The organism is Bradyrhizobium sp. dw_78, assembly GCF_018449525.1.
GTDB lineage: Bacteria > Pseudomonadota > Alphaproteobacteria > Rhizobiales > Xanthobacteraceae > Bradyrhizobium.
Map to the genome: position 1 here is coordinate 77,149 of NZ_JAAVUS010000009.1, position 14,606 is coordinate 91,754.

Annotated in this window: 15 protein-coding genes; 14 read left to right on the forward strand and 1 reads right to left on the reverse strand. The window is 62.3% G+C overall.

The genetic code is table 11. The features are described from left to right. Nucleotides 1-68 precede the first annotated feature (68 nt). From HB630_RS21955 to HB630_RS22020, 14 genes are all read left to right on the forward strand, one after another. The gene (locus HB630_RS21955) at nt 69-1,118 is read left to right on the forward strand and encodes an extracellular solute-binding protein (RefSeq protein WP_213774574.1); all 1,050 of its coding nucleotides are present in this window, start codon (nt 69-71) and stop codon (nt 1,116-1,118) included. A gap of 124 nt (nt 1,119-1,242) precedes the next feature. After that, nucleotides 1,243-2,106, forward strand: coding sequence for an ABC transporter permease (locus tag HB630_RS21960; protein ID WP_213774575.1), 864 nt, complete (start codon nt 1,243-1,245; stop codon nt 2,104-2,106). A 2-nt stretch (nt 2,107-2,108) separates the two neighbouring features. Beyond that, complete coding sequence (locus HB630_RS21965; RefSeq protein WP_213774577.1) at nt 2,109-2,885, forward strand: ABC transporter permease; 777 nt, start codon at nt 2,109-2,111, stop codon at nt 2,883-2,885. Continuing rightward, on the forward strand, nt 2,878-3,960 hold the full coding sequence (locus HB630_RS21970) for an ABC transporter ATP-binding protein (RefSeq protein ID WP_213774579.1): 1,083 nt from the start codon (nt 2,878-2,880) through the stop codon (nt 3,958-3,960). The genes HB630_RS21965 and HB630_RS21970 overlap by 8 nt, the downstream gene beginning before the upstream one ends. 222 nt (nt 3,961-4,182) lie before the next feature. Next, entirely contained in the window at nt 4,183-5,427 is a 1,245-nt protein-coding gene (locus HB630_RS21975) for an ABC transporter substrate-binding protein (RefSeq protein WP_213774580.1), read from the forward strand. After that, nucleotides 5,424-6,164, forward strand: coding sequence for an ABC transporter ATP-binding protein (locus HB630_RS21980; protein WP_213774983.1), 741 nt, complete (start codon nt 5,424-5,426; stop codon nt 6,162-6,164). The genes HB630_RS21975 and HB630_RS21980 overlap by 4 nt, the downstream gene beginning before the upstream one ends. After that, nucleotides 6,145-6,870 (forward strand): ABC transporter ATP-binding protein, encoded by a 726-nt coding sequence (locus tag HB630_RS21985; RefSeq protein WP_213774581.1) that lies wholly within the window; start codon nt 6,145-6,147, stop codon nt 6,868-6,870. Before HB630_RS21980 ends, HB630_RS21985 begins: the two co-directional genes overlap by 20 nt. A 42-nt stretch (nt 6,871-6,912) precedes the next feature. Continuing rightward, complete coding sequence (locus HB630_RS21990) at nt 6,913-7,782, forward strand: branched-chain amino acid ABC transporter permease (RefSeq protein ID WP_213774583.1); 870 nt, start codon at nt 6,913-6,915, stop codon at nt 7,780-7,782. Beyond that, on the forward strand, nt 7,779-8,795 hold the full coding sequence (locus HB630_RS21995; RefSeq protein WP_213774584.1) for a branched-chain amino acid ABC transporter permease: 1,017 nt from the start codon (nt 7,779-7,781) through the stop codon (nt 8,793-8,795). Before HB630_RS21990 ends, HB630_RS21995 begins: the two co-directional genes overlap by 4 nt. A gap of 163 nt (nt 8,796-8,958) precedes the next feature. After that, entirely contained in the window at nt 8,959-10,944 is a 1,986-nt protein-coding gene (locus HB630_RS22000; protein ID WP_249780976.1) for a molybdopterin-dependent oxidoreductase, read from the forward strand. A 45-nt stretch (nt 10,945-10,989) separates the two neighbouring features. Next, nucleotides 10,990-11,703, forward strand: a complete 714-nt coding sequence (locus HB630_RS22005; RefSeq protein ID WP_213774587.1) for a GntR family transcriptional regulator — start codon at nt 10,990-10,992, stop codon at nt 11,701-11,703. Between the two features lie 58 nt (nt 11,704-11,761). Beyond that, nucleotides 11,762-12,769, forward strand: a complete 1,008-nt coding sequence (locus HB630_RS22010) for a heterodisulfide reductase-related iron-sulfur binding cluster (RefSeq protein ID WP_213774589.1) — start codon at nt 11,762-11,764, stop codon at nt 12,767-12,769. A gap of 137 nt (nt 12,770-12,906) precedes the next feature. Further along, the gene (locus HB630_RS22015; RefSeq protein ID WP_213774590.1) at nt 12,907-13,323 is read left to right on the forward strand and encodes a RidA family protein; all 417 of its coding nucleotides are present in this window, start codon (nt 12,907-12,909) and stop codon (nt 13,321-13,323) included. 52 nt (nt 13,324-13,375) lie between these two features. Continuing rightward, nucleotides 13,376-13,771, forward strand: a complete 396-nt coding sequence (locus HB630_RS22020; protein WP_213774591.1) for a RidA family protein — start codon at nt 13,376-13,378, stop codon at nt 13,769-13,771. Between the two features lie 157 nt (nt 13,772-13,928). Here HB630_RS22020 and HB630_RS22025 read toward each other — a convergent pair whose 3' ends face one another. Next, the gene (locus HB630_RS22025; protein WP_213774593.1) at nt 13,929-14,444 is read right to left on the reverse strand and encodes a hypothetical protein; all 516 of its coding nucleotides are present in this window, start codon (nt 14,442-14,444) and stop codon (nt 13,929-13,931) included. Between the last annotated feature and the right edge of the window lie 162 nt (nt 14,445-14,606).

Consider the following 14,606-nt stretch of genomic DNA (forward strand, 5'->3'; position numbering starts at 1 on the left):
CCAGAAGCTGTCCTTGCACGCTTCAATTTATTTGTATCCAATTCTGTCACTTAATCGCGGAGATAAAAATGCTTACACGGCGGCATGTTCTGGGCGGATTCGGCGCGGGATTGGCGACAGCGGCCTGGCCGGGCGGAATGCTGGTCCGCGCCGACGAGAATTCGGTGACCATTACAAGTCTCGGCGGCAAGTGGGAGCAATCCATCCGCGAGGATTTCATCCCGCTGTTCAAGCAGCGCACCGGCGCCGAGGTGAAAGTGGTACTGGGCGCGCCGACACAATGGACCGCGCAAATTGAAGCCCTGCCCGGCAAGCCGCCGCTTGATGCGGTCGACAACAGCGAAACGCTCGCCATCGCTCTGATCGACAAGGGCCTGGTTTCGAAATTGAGCGTGGACAAGGTCCCCAATCTCGCCGACATCCCGCTCGGATTCAGGCAACCCTTCGACGACTTCGGCGCCTCCTATCAGTATTCGACATCGGGCATTTTCTTCAACGCCGACAAGATCAAGAGCGCGCCGAAATCGTGGGCCGAATTCTTCGAACGTGCCGGCAAGGGAGAATTTGGCCGCTCCATTACCTTGCCTGACATCGGCTACGCCTGGGGGCCGTTTTTTATCTGGCACTACGCCGTGGCCATGGGCGGAAGCATGGACAATCTCGATCCGGCGTTCGACGCCCTGCGCAAGATCAAGCCCTATATGGTCAAGTTCTGGGGTACCGCGCTCGAGGTCGAACGCATGATCATGTCGAAGGAAGTCGATATCGGCGTGCTCTGGGACGGTCGCGTCACGGCCATGATGAGCGGCGGCGCCAAATTTCTCGACTTCAAGCGCCTCGCGCCGCATTCGCTCGTCACGTTGTCGCCCGCCCAGGTCGTCAAGGGCGGCAATGAACGGCTCGCCTATGAGTGGGTCAACACACTGCTCGACCCCGAGCCGCAATTGAAATATTTCAAGCGGATCAACTTCGCGCCGACCAATTCAAAAGTGCAAATTCCGGACGAGCTGAAGGCCAACATCATGCCCTTGAGCGAAGGCATAACGCCGGATTATCGTGAATTGATTCGCGCCACGCCGAAAATGGTGGAGCGCTGGAACAGCGAAATTCGGGGCTAGGATTGGATAGCGCTGCAGGTGTGAACTCCCGGCGGGAATCTCCCTTGAAAATGTCCGAAGCCGCCGACGGCGAGTATTGGCGGCGCCTCCGCGTCGACGGGGTCATCACCTCGGGCTCCGCATCATGACCGCGGCATGTTATTCCGCTCGCCGCGGCGTTACGTTCTTTCTGCTCGCCCCGGTATTGCTGATCGTTGCCGTCGGCTATGTGCTTCCGAGCATCGCCCTTGTTGCGATGAGTTTCGAACTGCCGTTTCAGTGGCCGGAATCGTTCGCCACCTTCACCGCCAGGAATTACCAAAAGCTGGCGCTCGATCCTTATTATCTCAAGATCCTGGCCTATACGTTCGCGCTGGGCCTTGTCGTTGCGACCATCACCGCCGTCGCCGCCTTCCCGGTCGCCATCTACCTCGCGAGAACGCGGGGGCGCATCGCCAGCCTCTATGCCGTCCTCACCTTCACGCCGCTCGCGGTCGGCATGAACATGCTGACCTTGGGCTGGATGGTGATCCTGGGCCGCACCGGCTTCATAAACTCGCTGCTGACCGGCGTCGGGTTGATATCCGATCCGTTGCAACTGCTCTATGGCTGGGGTTCGATCGTGATCGGCATGGCGCATGTGACGTTCACCTTCATGGTGCTGCCCCTCGAGGCAGTTATCCGCCAGATCGATCCGGCGCTGGAGAAAGCGGCCCGCATGCTGGGTGCCGGTCCGGTCCGAACCTTCCTCTCGGTCACGCTGCCGCTCAGCATGCAGGGTGTCGCGGCCGGTTTTCTCATCGTCTTTCTGCAGGTATGCGGCGCATTCGTGCTGCCGCTGCTGCTGGGAGGACAGAGTTCGTCCACGATCCCGATTTCGATCTGGGAGCAGATCACGGTGTCGTCCGACAGGCCGTTTGCCTCGGTGCTTTCGGTCGTACTGATGGCGGCGTCGATCGTCGTCATGATGATCCAATTGCGCGTCATGCGCGGCAAGGACCTGGTCTGACGATGACGGGCACCTCGCGCATCCTGCGGATCTATGTCGGCTTCGTGGGTATCCTGCTCGTCTTTCCGCTTTTGATCGTGCTCGCGGTTTCGTTCGATCCGGGCAGCTACATCGCCTTTCCGCCCTCGGGCTTCAGCCTGAAATCCTATGTCGAGATGTGGTCGAACGACACCATCACGCTTGCGATCAAGAACAGCCTGATCGTCGGATTGATCTCGTCTTTGCTCGGCACGCTGCTGGCGGTTCCGGCGGCGCTTGCGATCGCGCGCGGCGGCGCGTTTTCGGAACGCGTGCTGTATCCGCTGCTGCTGTCGCCCTTCGCCATCCCATGGCTGGTTTACGGGCTGGCGCTGTTGTTTTTCTGGAGCGTCACCGGACAACCCCTGTCGCTCTGGACCATCATCCTCGGCCACACGGTGATCGCCATTCCCTATATATTGCGCATCACGCTCGCCGTGTTGCGCGATATGCCGCCGAATTATGTGCGGGCGGCGCGCGTGGCCGGAGCGACGCCCTGGAACGCCTTCCGCCACGTCGTCTTGCCTTATATCCAGCCCGGAATCATCGCCGGCGCCTCATTTGCCTTCATCGTATCGTTCACCAACATTCCGGTCTCGCTGTTCCTGACGACCGCCGACAACATCACGCTGCCGGTCGCCATCTTCAATTACATGATCAACAATTTCGAACCCATGGTGGCGACCGTTTCGGTCGTGCAGGTGGTGATGATCGCCATCGTCCTACTCTCGACCAGAATGCTGGGGGCGACACGTGGCTAGTTCGCGCTACGATCTGGAGGTGAAGAGCCTCAGCAAGAGTTTTGGCGACACGACCGTCGTGACCGGCGTTTCGTTCGAGCTTGTGCCCGGCGAGTTCCTGGCTCTGCTGGGACCGAGCGGATGCGGCAAGACCACGACGCTGTCGATGATCGCGGGTTTCGAGCGGCCCGATTCGGGCCACATCGTCATTCGCGGCAAGGCCGTGGAGGACCAGCCGCCCGAGCGGCGCAACATCGGCATGGTGTTTCAGAATTACGCCCTCTTTCCCCATATGTCGGTCGCGGAGAACATCGCGTTCGGGCTCAAGATGCGCCGCGTCTCGCGCAGCGAAATAGCGCCGCGGGTTGCGGGCGCCGCCAAACTCGTGAAAGTCGACCATCTGCTCGACCGGCAGCCAAGGGAGCTCAGCGGCGGCCAGCAGCAACGGGTCGCGCTGGCCCGAGCCCTGGTGGTCGAGCCATCGCTGCTGTTGCTCGACGAGCCGTTTGGCGCGCTGGACCGCCAGCTGCGGGAAGATCTTCAGGTTGAAGTCCGCGCCCTGCTGCGCAGGTTGAACATCACGACCGTTTTCGTGACTCATGACCAGGAAGAGGCGATGTCGATGTCGGATCGAATCGCCGTGATGAAAAGCGGACACATCGAACAGATCGCATCGCCGCGCTCGCTGTATGAGAAGCCGGCCACGACAGGCGTCGCAGCTTTCATCGGCAGGGGCAGCTTTATTTCAGGTCAGATCGATGGTGCGGACACGACCGTCATCAAGACCACGATCGGAGCGTTCCGCGTTCCTGCTCAGGTAACGACAGCGCTAAGGCCGGGAGATGCCGAGATTTTCCTGCGACCCGAGGCGATCGAACGTCTCGCTTCGACGGATGCGCGGGCCAACCGCGTGCAGGGAAAGATTATCGCCAAGACATTTCAGGGCGACCGTCAGTTGCTCGGCGTCGCCGTCGGCGAAACGCAGACCTTCCTCGTCAAGGTCGACGCTTCGGACTCGTCCGATCTCGGTGACGAGATCTGGCTCGGCTGGAAGGAAGAAGCCGCCGCCGTGTTTCAAGACGACCGGCGCCTGTAGCACGCCGCCCCGGCCTGCTCAGCGGCTAATCAACCATCGCCCACGCACTAATCTGAATCCAATTTTTCGGCACAAATATTCCTCACAAGGCATTTTAAGCCATCCATTCGCTTGAAAGAGTATCCACTTTGTGATGCCTTTCACCGAGCAAACCGCGATGAAGACGACCACCTTCGATCACGGCATGCACGAATCCACGATCACAACAACGGGATGCCCGTCATGGCCAAATCCTCCCTTTCGCGTCGCCGTTTGGTGCAAGGCGCCCTGGGCGCCGCCGCGGCTCTGGCGCTGCCCCGCACCGCGCGATCCGAGGATGGCCCGATCCGAATCGGTCATCAATGCGACTTGACCGGCGCGCTGGCCAGCACCGGCTATTGGCGAAAGAAAGCGACCGACGCGGCCGTCAAATATGTCAACGAGAACGGCGGCATCGGCGGCCGCCAGGTCGAGATCGTCACCATCGACACCGAAACGAAAGTCGATGTCGGCGTGTTGCGCCTGCGTCAATTGCTTCAGGATCGCAACGTCGATTTCGTGATCGGTTCGCAGAACGGCGGGATCGGGATCGCGAGCAACGGCATATGCCGCGATCTCGGCACGCTTTGCCTGTCCTTGAGCCGGACCGACGACGTCACGGGATCGGCGGCCAATCCGTTCATCTTCCGGCTGATGGTGAACACGTCGCTGACGGCGACGGCTTCTGGCAGCTGGATGATCGATAACACCGCCAAGAAGTGGACCACGCTCTATGCCGATTATGTCTGGGGGCAATCGCACCGGGACTCCTGGCAAAAGCAGGTCGACGGCAAGGGCGGCACCGTGCTCAACGCCGTTGCGATGCCGGTCAATACCAGCGACCCATTGCCCTACATCTCGAAACTCGACCGTTCGGCCGATGCGGTATTCGCGGCTGTGCTTGGCCCCGATATGCCGCGGGTGCTGCCGGCATTGCGGCAACTCGGATTCGCGAAGAAGTCGATCATGACCGCGGACTCGGCGTTGGGGAACGCGGACATTCTCGCCCTCAAGGGTCAGGTGGAAGGCGTCTGGGGAATGGACTCCCTGCCCTGGGAACTGGCGGACAAGGATACGCCGGCCATGCGCACGTTCCGGGACGCGATCGGATTTGACGAACATGGCCGCGAAGTCGGTACCGGCCGCATGGGTAGCCCGGGCGAAGCTTGGCCGTCATGGTCGAATATCGGATTCCTGAAACAGACCATCGAGGGGTCCGGCTGGAAAACCAAGGCCGATACGCCGCAACTCATCAAATATGCGGATGCTCATCCCGAGTATGCCGAGGGCCCGCTGTTTCCGCAGGGCCCGCTGACCGTTCGCCCGCAGGACCATCAGGCCTTCTGCGAATATTATCTGTTCCGGATTGAAAACGGCAGCTATCGCGTCAAGCACAAGCTGCCCAGGGAGGCCGGCGTCTATACGCCCACGGCGAATCTGCAGCTGTGATCCCGGCGCTTTCCATATCGGGGCTGGGCAAGCGCTTCGGCGGTTTCGTCGCGCTGCATGACGTGACCTTCACGGTCGCTGAAAACGCCACCCATGCCATCATCGGCCCGAACGGCGCGGGCAAGACCACCCTCGTGAACACGATCTCCGGCCTGATGAAGCCGGAAACAGGCAAGATCGAACTCGGCGAACGCGACATCACCCGCGTCCCTGCGCATCTGGTGGCGCGCGCCGGCCTGGTGCGAACGTTCCAGATCACCAGCCTGTTCCCCGACCTCACCGTGAAGGAGAATATCGAGGTCGCGCTGCATGCCTGCCGCCTCTACCGGCTGCGGGAGATCGGTTCGGCGGCCAACCTCCAAACCGCCGATCAATTGATGGAGCGTTTCGGGCTGACGCGCGTAGCCGGTCAGCCGACGGCTCAACTGTCACATGGCGACCAGCGCATCCTCGAAGTCGCGGTCGCGCTCGCCGCCGAGCCGGCGATCATCCTGCTCGACGAACCGACGGCGGGCATGAGTCCCGACGAGACCGAACGGTTTACGTCATTGATGACGCAGACCTTGAAGGGACGTCACACGCTGGTTCTGATCGAGCACGACATGGACGTGGTGCTGCGCACCGCCGACCACATCACGGTCTTATGCGCGGGCACGGTTTTGGCCGACGATACCCCCGAGGCGATCATGGCGGATCCCGTGGTTCAGGAGGCCTATCTTGGACGCGCTCACCATTGAGAAATTGCACGGCTGGTACGGTAAGTCGCACATCCTGCAAGGCGTCGATCTTGCCGTTCCCGCCGGCCAGGTGACCGGTCTTCTGGGGCGCAACGGTGCCGGCAAGACGACGCTGCTCAAGGCCGTGATGGGACAGTTGCCGCGCATCGAAGGCAAGGTCGCGTTGTACGGCCAGTCGCTCGACGGGAGGCCTGCCGATGCGCGGGCTCGCGCCGGAATCGCCTACATGTCGCAGGAGCATCGGGTCTTCCCCGAGCTCAGCGTCGCCGAAAACATCAAGGTTGCCGCCGCCGCCGTGCCGGACCCGCGGCCGCTCGATGAAGTGCTGGCCTTGATCGGTGAAATTCGCGACCACCTGCGGCGGCCGGCCGGACGGCTGAGCGGCGGCCAGCAGCAGCTCGTCGCCCTGGCGCGCTGCATGACCATGAACGTGCGGATGCTGATGATGGACGAGCCGACCGAAGGGGTCATGCCCCAGATGGTCGACCGGATCGGCGAGATCATCCGGGCTCTGGCGCATGAGCGGGGCGTCTCGGTACTGCTGGTCGAACAGAATCTCGGACTGAGCTTTTCGGTCTGCACGGATTTGTGCTTTCTGGAAAAAGGCAGGATCGTCGGCGGCGGAACGCCGGCCACGGTCTCCGCCGACGGCTCGCTGGAACGAATTCTGGGTGTGCGGATGCGTGGAGCGAAGAATGCGGCGTGATGGTCGCCATGCCCGCTGCGGCAACGAGACGAAACGGGTTTCATGATGGACTTCGATGTCGTCGCCTTTCAGCTTCTGAACGGACTGGTCTGGGGACTTCTGCTCGCCCTCATCGCCCTGGGGCTGTGTTTGATCTACGGCCTGATGCACATTAGCAATCTGGCGCATGGCTCGCTGTTCATGCTCGGCGCGGTCCTGACGGCCTACGCCTGCAACACGCTGGGACTGCCCTTCTGGGGGGCCGCGTTGATCGCGCCCCTCGTCGTCGCCGCGCTGATGCTGCTATTGGACCGCGTGCTGTTCACGCATGTTCTTGGACGGGAAATCGCCGTCAGCATTCTCGCCACCGCCGGGCTGCTTCTCGTCATCGACAATCTGGTGCTCGCCTTCTTTGGCGGCGAGCCCGCGTCGGTCGACGCGCCGCTCGACGGGGCCGTGGAACTGTTCGGGATCACCTATCCGAGCTACCGGCTGGCGGCGGCGGGACTTGCGATCCTGGTGTTGCTCGCGGTCGGTCTTTTCCTGCGCTTCACAAAATACGGACTGTTCATGCGTGCGGTCCCGCAGGCCCGCGCGCTGGCCGCCGCGACCGGCGTTCCCATCGCCCGCGTCAATGCGCTGACGATCGCGCTTGGCGGACTGACCGCCGGCCTTGCCGGCGCGCTCGCCACGCCGATCACGGGCGCCCATTTCCAGATGGGGCTGGCGATCCTGGCGCCGAGCTTCATTGTCGTCGTCGTCGGAGGTCTCGGCAATCTCGGAGGCACGGTTGCGGTCGCCATCATCTATGGTCTGCTGCGCGGCCTGCTTTCCGTCGCCATGACGCCGACGGCCGCGGAGGCAACCACGTTGCTTTGCTTGTTGCCGGTGCTCTATTTCAGGCCGCGCGGCCTGTTCGGAGGAGGAGCATGACAGCAAACAGCCCCGTCGCCGTTCTGCGGATCGCGGCGTTGACTTTCGTGCTGGTGGCGCCGCTCGTGCTCAACGCCTACTGGCTGTTCCTGGCGTTGCAGGTGGTCGTCTATACCTATCTCGCACTCAGTTTCGACCTCGCCTACAGCTATTCGCGCCTGCTGAGCTTTTGCCAGGGGCTGTTCTTCACGCTCGCGGCCTATGTCGCGACCTATGTCGCCTCCTCGGCCGGCTGGGGACTGCCGGCGATGTTGCTGGGCGGCACCCTCGGTGCGGCGCTGCTCGGCGCCGTGGTCGGCCTGATGTTGATGCGCATGCATACCCATGCCGCCATCATTGCGACGGTGATCATTGCGGCGGCCAGCCTCCTCGTCGGCAACGCCCTGAGCGCCTATACCGGCGGCGACGACGGCCTGAGCCTTCCGACCGAGCAGATCGGAATAGGTCTCTGGCAGATGCATTCCGGCCTGAATCTGGCGACCTATTACCTCGCGGCGGTTCCGCTGGTCGTCCTGATCTGCGGCCTCTGGAGGATGCGCGGCACCCTGACCTGGACGGTCATTCGCGCGGTGGCCCAGAATGACGTCCGCGCCCGCCAACTGGGCTACAACGTGACCTTACGCCGATATGCGGTATTCGTTGCCAGCACCGCCGTAGCCGGCTTCGGCGGCGCGCTATATGCGCTGGTGATGAACCACGTCACCACCGGCCTGCTCGACATCAGCGTCTCGGTCAACGCCATCCTTTACGCCGTCATCGGCGGCCTTGAAACCGATTGTGGGGCGCTGGTCGGCGCGTTATTGGTGCTGCCGGTCACCGAACTCATCGCCTCTGTCTTTACCTATGTGCAGATCTTCGTCGGGCTGCTGCTCGCCGTGATGGCCGTGGCCGCGCCGAAGGGCATCGTCGGCACGCTGCTGCAACATACGTCCAGATCACGTACCGTCCAGAAGACTGAAGCGAACGACGATGGCGCCCCGTCCGACGGGCTGGTGCGGCCCTCGTCGATCTGATCACCCTTGTGAGGTCAAAATGGTTCACACCATCGCGAGCACATGTTGGGAATGCGCATCGAAATGCGGATCGCTCATTACGGTGAATGACGACGGGCGTGTCAGCAAGATCGCTCCGAACCCCGAAAGCCCGGCTTCAAGGGGTGCTTTCTGCGTAAAGGGCATGCGGGCGCTTCCGGAATGGACCTACCATCCCGATCGCCTGACCCATCCGCTGCGGCGCGTCGGCGAGCGCGGAAGCGGTCAATGGGAGCGCATCAGCTGGGACCAGGCTCTCGACGAGATCGCCGACAAGATGGCCGCGATCCGCGAGCGCTATGGCGCGCCGGCCCTGGTCGGCGCGGTCAGTGGCGCCGCCTTCAGCCGCGGGCCTGTCATGGCGCTGCTGATGCGCTCGATCGGATCGCCGAACTGGATGATCAATCAGGATCTGTGCGGCGGCTGCCGCGCGGTAAGCGACCGCTTGACCGGCCTTTCGATGACAAATGGCGAGGACATCGACAACGCCGCATGCATCCTGGTGGTCGGCCGCAATCCGATGGCCGCCGATCCCGTGCAATGGCTGGCGATCAAGCGGGCCAAGGCCCGTGGCGCCTCGCTGATCGTCATCGACCCGTTCCGCACCAGCGCGGCTGATATCGCCGATCTCTGGCTGCAACCGCTTCCGGGCACCGACGCCGCCATCGCCATGGCGATGATGCGGCAGTTGATTGCCAAAGGACGCCACGATGCCGCGTTCGTGCAACAATGGTGTACCGGTTTTGACGCGCTCGCCGAGCGGGTCGCCGGTTACACGCCGGAGCGGGCCGCAAAACTCACCGGCGTCGCCGCGGCCGACATCGTGAAGGCCGCCGATCTCTACGCCGCCGGTCCATCGGTCTTCGTCAGCGGACATGGCATCGATGCCGCGAGCAACGGCGTGCAGACCTTCCGCGCGTTTCATTGCCTGGTCGCGATCAGCGGAAACCTCGACCGGCCGGGCGGCAACCGGCGCGCCAAACGGCCGGCGGGCTACACCACCTATATGGACCTCCTGCACGATCCCCGCTTCCGCCTGCCGGCCGAGATCGAACAGCAGACCATCGGAGCCGCGCAATACCCACTGTGGGCCGGACCGGCCGGCTGGCAGACCGCCTGCCACAACAAATCGGTGCTCGACGCCATCCTGGACTCAACCCCCTACCCGGTTCGCGGCATGTATGTCAGCGGCGTCAATATCGCCGTGATGTATCCCGACACCCGCCGCACCCTGGCCGCGCTCAAAGCGCTCGATTTCCTCTGTGTCGCCGCCCACACCATGACCCCGACGGCGGCCGTCGCCGATATCGTGCTGCCCAAGACCACGACGTTGGAGGAGGAAGAGGTCGACATCAGCCAGACCGGGCCGTGCGTGACCTATACGGCGCCCGCGTCAAAGCGGATCGGCGAAGTCCGCTGCGACATCGAGATCGCCGCCGGGATCATGTCCCGGATGCGCGCGCGCGGCGCGCTCACCGCCGAACTGCTGCCGTGGCCGGACCAGGCCTCCTTCAATCGATTTCTGCTGGGCGAAGCCAAGATCGATCGCGAGGCGATGCGGCGGGATGGCTTCGCCGAATTCTCCTATGAACTGCGGGATTTCGCGGCCAACGGTTTCAAGACGCCGAGCGGCAAGATCGAACTCTATTCCAACACCCTTGCCGGCCTCGGGCTCGATCCCCTGCCGGATCATGTTCCGCCGCTGTTTGAGCGGGCAACAAAGCTGGTCAGCGCGGATTTTCCGCTCGTCCTGCAAACCGGCCAGCGCGAAAAAACCTATCATCACTCCCGGTTTCGCGAACAGGCCTGGGCCCGCAAGGTTTCTCCTGACCCAACCATCCGGATCCATCCCGAGACGGCCGGACGTCTCGGCCTAGCGGACGATTCATGGGTCATCGTCGAAACCGAAGCGGGCGCCGCGCCGTGCCGCCTGCGCGCCGAGATCACCGATCGCACCGCCCCCGATATCGTGACGACCGGGATCGGCTGGTGGCGGCCGGAGGCCGATGGTCCCGAATTCGATGTGCTCGACATCAACGTCAATGCCGCCCTGACCTATGCGGGGCCAATGGATCCAATGAGCGGATCGGTCGATACGCGTGCTCTGCCCTGCCGTCTGCGCCCGGCGTAGTCGGCTTTCTTTATCAACGGAAACACTTGCAACAGGATCGCCCGCATGGCCACCGCTAAAGCCCAGGACAAGGCCTATGCCTTTCTCAAGCAGCGAATACTCGACGGCGTATTGTCGGCAGAAACCGCGATCGTGCCCGAAGACATCGGCAAGCGTCTGGGCATCAGCCGCATGCCGGTTCGCGCCGCTCTCCTTCAGCTCGAAAAGGAAGGACTGGTCACCTTCGGGGAAAATCGCCGGCCGGTCGTGACATCGCTGACGGTTTCGGAGATCGTCGAATTGTTCGAGATACGCGTCGCGCTTGAAACGCTCGCGGTCGAGCGGGCCGTTGCGCATCTTGACGACGCGACCTTTCGGTTGCTGACGATCAAGCTCGAGACGATGCTGCGTTTCTCCAGCGATCCGCGGCGCTGGATGGAACATCATTCGAGCTTTCACGACACGATCTATCAGGCGGCGCAGATGCCGCGGCTGATGGCCGAAATCCGCCGCGTGCGGCAGGCCATCCATCCATATCTGCTGCTCTATAACAGCGTCTATGAAGTCCGGGAGATGCCGGGCGTGGAGCACTCCGCGCTGCTGAAGATCCTGCGCAAGAAGGATCCCGCCCTGGCGCGGACCTGCCTCACGGAGCACATCCGCAATCCGGCATCAGGTGTCGCCTATTTCCTGCTGAACCAGCCCAACGCGCGGGTTGCGCCGATGCCGCTGGACGACCTCTTGTCCAAGGCAGGCAAGGCAACGACGACGCCGTCCTGAAAACCGGGCTCGAACGGCAATCACGATAATAACCGGATTGAAGGTTTGGAGATCAGCCATGAGCGACCAACAAGAGAAGCCATCTGAGCCAACGGCGGACTCGTTCTCCTATGCCGAGCATTTCGGAACCATGCGTGTGCTCGGGGAATTGCTGCGGGATCCGGCGCAACGGCCGTGGCTGACCAGCGTGCCGAAGGACGCGCCCCATCACAAATATGTCCTGTGGCTTGGCTGCAACGTGCTGCGAACCGTTCAGCTCGCGGAAACGCTCGACGACATCCTGAATTACCTCAAGGAGGATTTTGTCACGCTGGGGGGCCCTTCGAACTGCTGCGGCATCGTCCATGAATCGCGCGGCGACGTCGCCGTCGGCAAGAACATGCTGCAACAGACGATGAAGAAATTCGACGCCTTTACGCCGGAGCAGATGCTGTGCTGGTGTCCGTCCTGCGACAACCAGTTGCGAACGGAGGCGCAGGAAGTCGTCACCGAGACCGCCAAGCAGCGGATCAGCGTTACCCGTTTTCTTGCGAGCCAGCTTGAGCGCCTCAATTTTACGGCGCCGCAGCCGGTCAGGATCGCACTCCATTATCACGGCGGTTTTGCCGAGCAGGAAGAAGACGGCCGGGATGCGAAGCATATCCTTTCGCAGATTCCCGGACTATCCATCGTCGATATGCCGCCGATGGAAGGGCTCGGGCGTCATTGCGCGGATGCCGCCATCAAGAGCTTCGGCGAGCATCGATACCCGGCGGCCATGAACGAATGGGCCGGCGAGGCACGGCGCCGTGGCGCAACCCACGTCACCACGATCTATCATTCCTGCCACCGCCAGCTGCTGCTGGCCCAGCGCAGCGCCTCGGAAGACACCACGCTTCCCATCGTCAATTATCTTACGCTGATGGCCCGTTCGCTCGGACTGAAGGAGCGTGAGGACCGCTTTGCTCAGCTTGCCGCAAGCCCCGACATGGCGGCCATGATGCAGCAGGTCGAACCCAATATTCGGGCGTTGAGCATCAAGCCCGAGCAAGCCCGGAAGGCTGTCGAGGCTCAATTCCGGCGTTGAGCCATTTCCGGCGTTGAGCCATGGCGGCCCGTCATCCGGCAGGCCGGCCATGACCCCGGACATCGCCGGATCGCCTGCATGGACCGGACATTTTTCACATTGATCGACCGTCACGAAGTTCACACCCAAAGGATGCCATGACCACCACGAAAACGATTATCGAGCCCAAAGGCATGGCGGAAGCCGTCGGCCCTTTCTCGCGCGCCGTGCTAGTCGGTGACCATCTCTATATCGCCGGAACCACCGCCCTGAGCCACGTTTCCGGCGACTATTACGATCGCCAGATCCCCGATTCCATCGAGGAGCAGACCCGCGCCACGCTTGAAAACATCAAGCTCTGCGTCGAAGCCGTCGGCGCGACCATGGACGACATCTTCAAGGTCGTCATCATGCTGAAGAACCCGGAAGATTATAAGCGCATGAACGCGGTGCGGGCGGAATATTTCAAGCGATCGCCGCCGATCAGCACATGCTTCCGCGCCGAGGTCATGCGCCCCGATCTGCTGGTCGAAATCGAGGCCGTCGCGCTGGTCAGCAACGCCAAGGCCGGCTGACCGCCAAAGCGATCTCATCGGCTACCATCAAGAAGTTCAAGAAAGGTCGTTCATGCCTGTCCGCCGCATTACAAGCCCTGACGTCGCCGAAGCAGAACCGGGACTGTGGTCCAACTGCCTCGTGGTCGACAAGACAATCTATCTCGCCGGCATGACAGCCCGCGGCAAAGATCAAAAGACCATCGAAGGCGCCGACGAATACGAGCAGACCAAGACGATCTTCAGGAAATATCAGGCACTGATGACGGCGGCCGGCGGCAAGATGTCCGACATCGTCAAGCTCACGATTTTCGTCACCGACATCTCGCAACGGCAGAAAGTCTGGCAGGCGCGCCGCGAATTTTTTACCGGCGATTTTCCGACCTGCGCCCTGGTCGAGGTCTCCAGCCTGGCGGGCCCGGAAGTCCTGGTCGAAATCCAGGGTATCGGCCACCTCGGGGCTTCCTGAGCGTCACGCCTCGGATTTCGAAGGCATCCGCCCAAAGAGAAGCCTGAGGCGGGAACTCTATCGGTTCTGATTGAATCAGAACCGGGCTCTAGCATTTTGCTTAGGCGCGTTTTCTTCACGCGAACCGGAATCCGCTTCGCTCGAAAACGCTATAATCTCACGCCACCGCATTTACACTTCCCGTTGCCGTCGCGGCTCCGGAAGCGCTGGCCTTGCCATAAGCGCCTGGGGCCGCGACGGGGTATTTATCCAGGGCCGCCACGAGTTGCTCGGCCGCCTGGACCATTTGGTCGGACGATCCGCCGCTGCTGCCGCCGTCCGACGAGCCGCTTCCATGTCCAAAGACCTCGAATGAAAACCCGTTAGGCATACCGATCTGGATTCCCTCGGTCGAGGCGCCCGGCGCCGACATGCCGGAGGCCCCTGCGGTCGTCCCGCCGGCCGAGGTTGCTGCCGAGGAGTCCTGAGATGCGGTGGAGGATTGCGGCGCAGCGTAGTTTTCCAGCGCCGCGACGAGTTGTTCGACGGCATCGACCATTTGATTGGTCGATCCATTGCCGGCGCTGCCGGCCGATATCCCGCCGCCTTGCGCCGAGGTCCCCGCGCCTCCATCCAGGCGGAAAACCCCGACCGAAATGCCATTCGGTAAATTGACATCAATTCCGTCGACCACGGAATCAAAATCCGAACTCGCTCCACCGGAGGCCGCGCCGGTGGCCGACGAAGATTGGGCAGCGCCCTTGGTCTGCTGGTTTTGCACAATCGAAGGCTGCCGCCATTGGGCACCGCTATAAGACCCGACTGAACCGCTTATGCTCACTTAAACCCTCCGGTA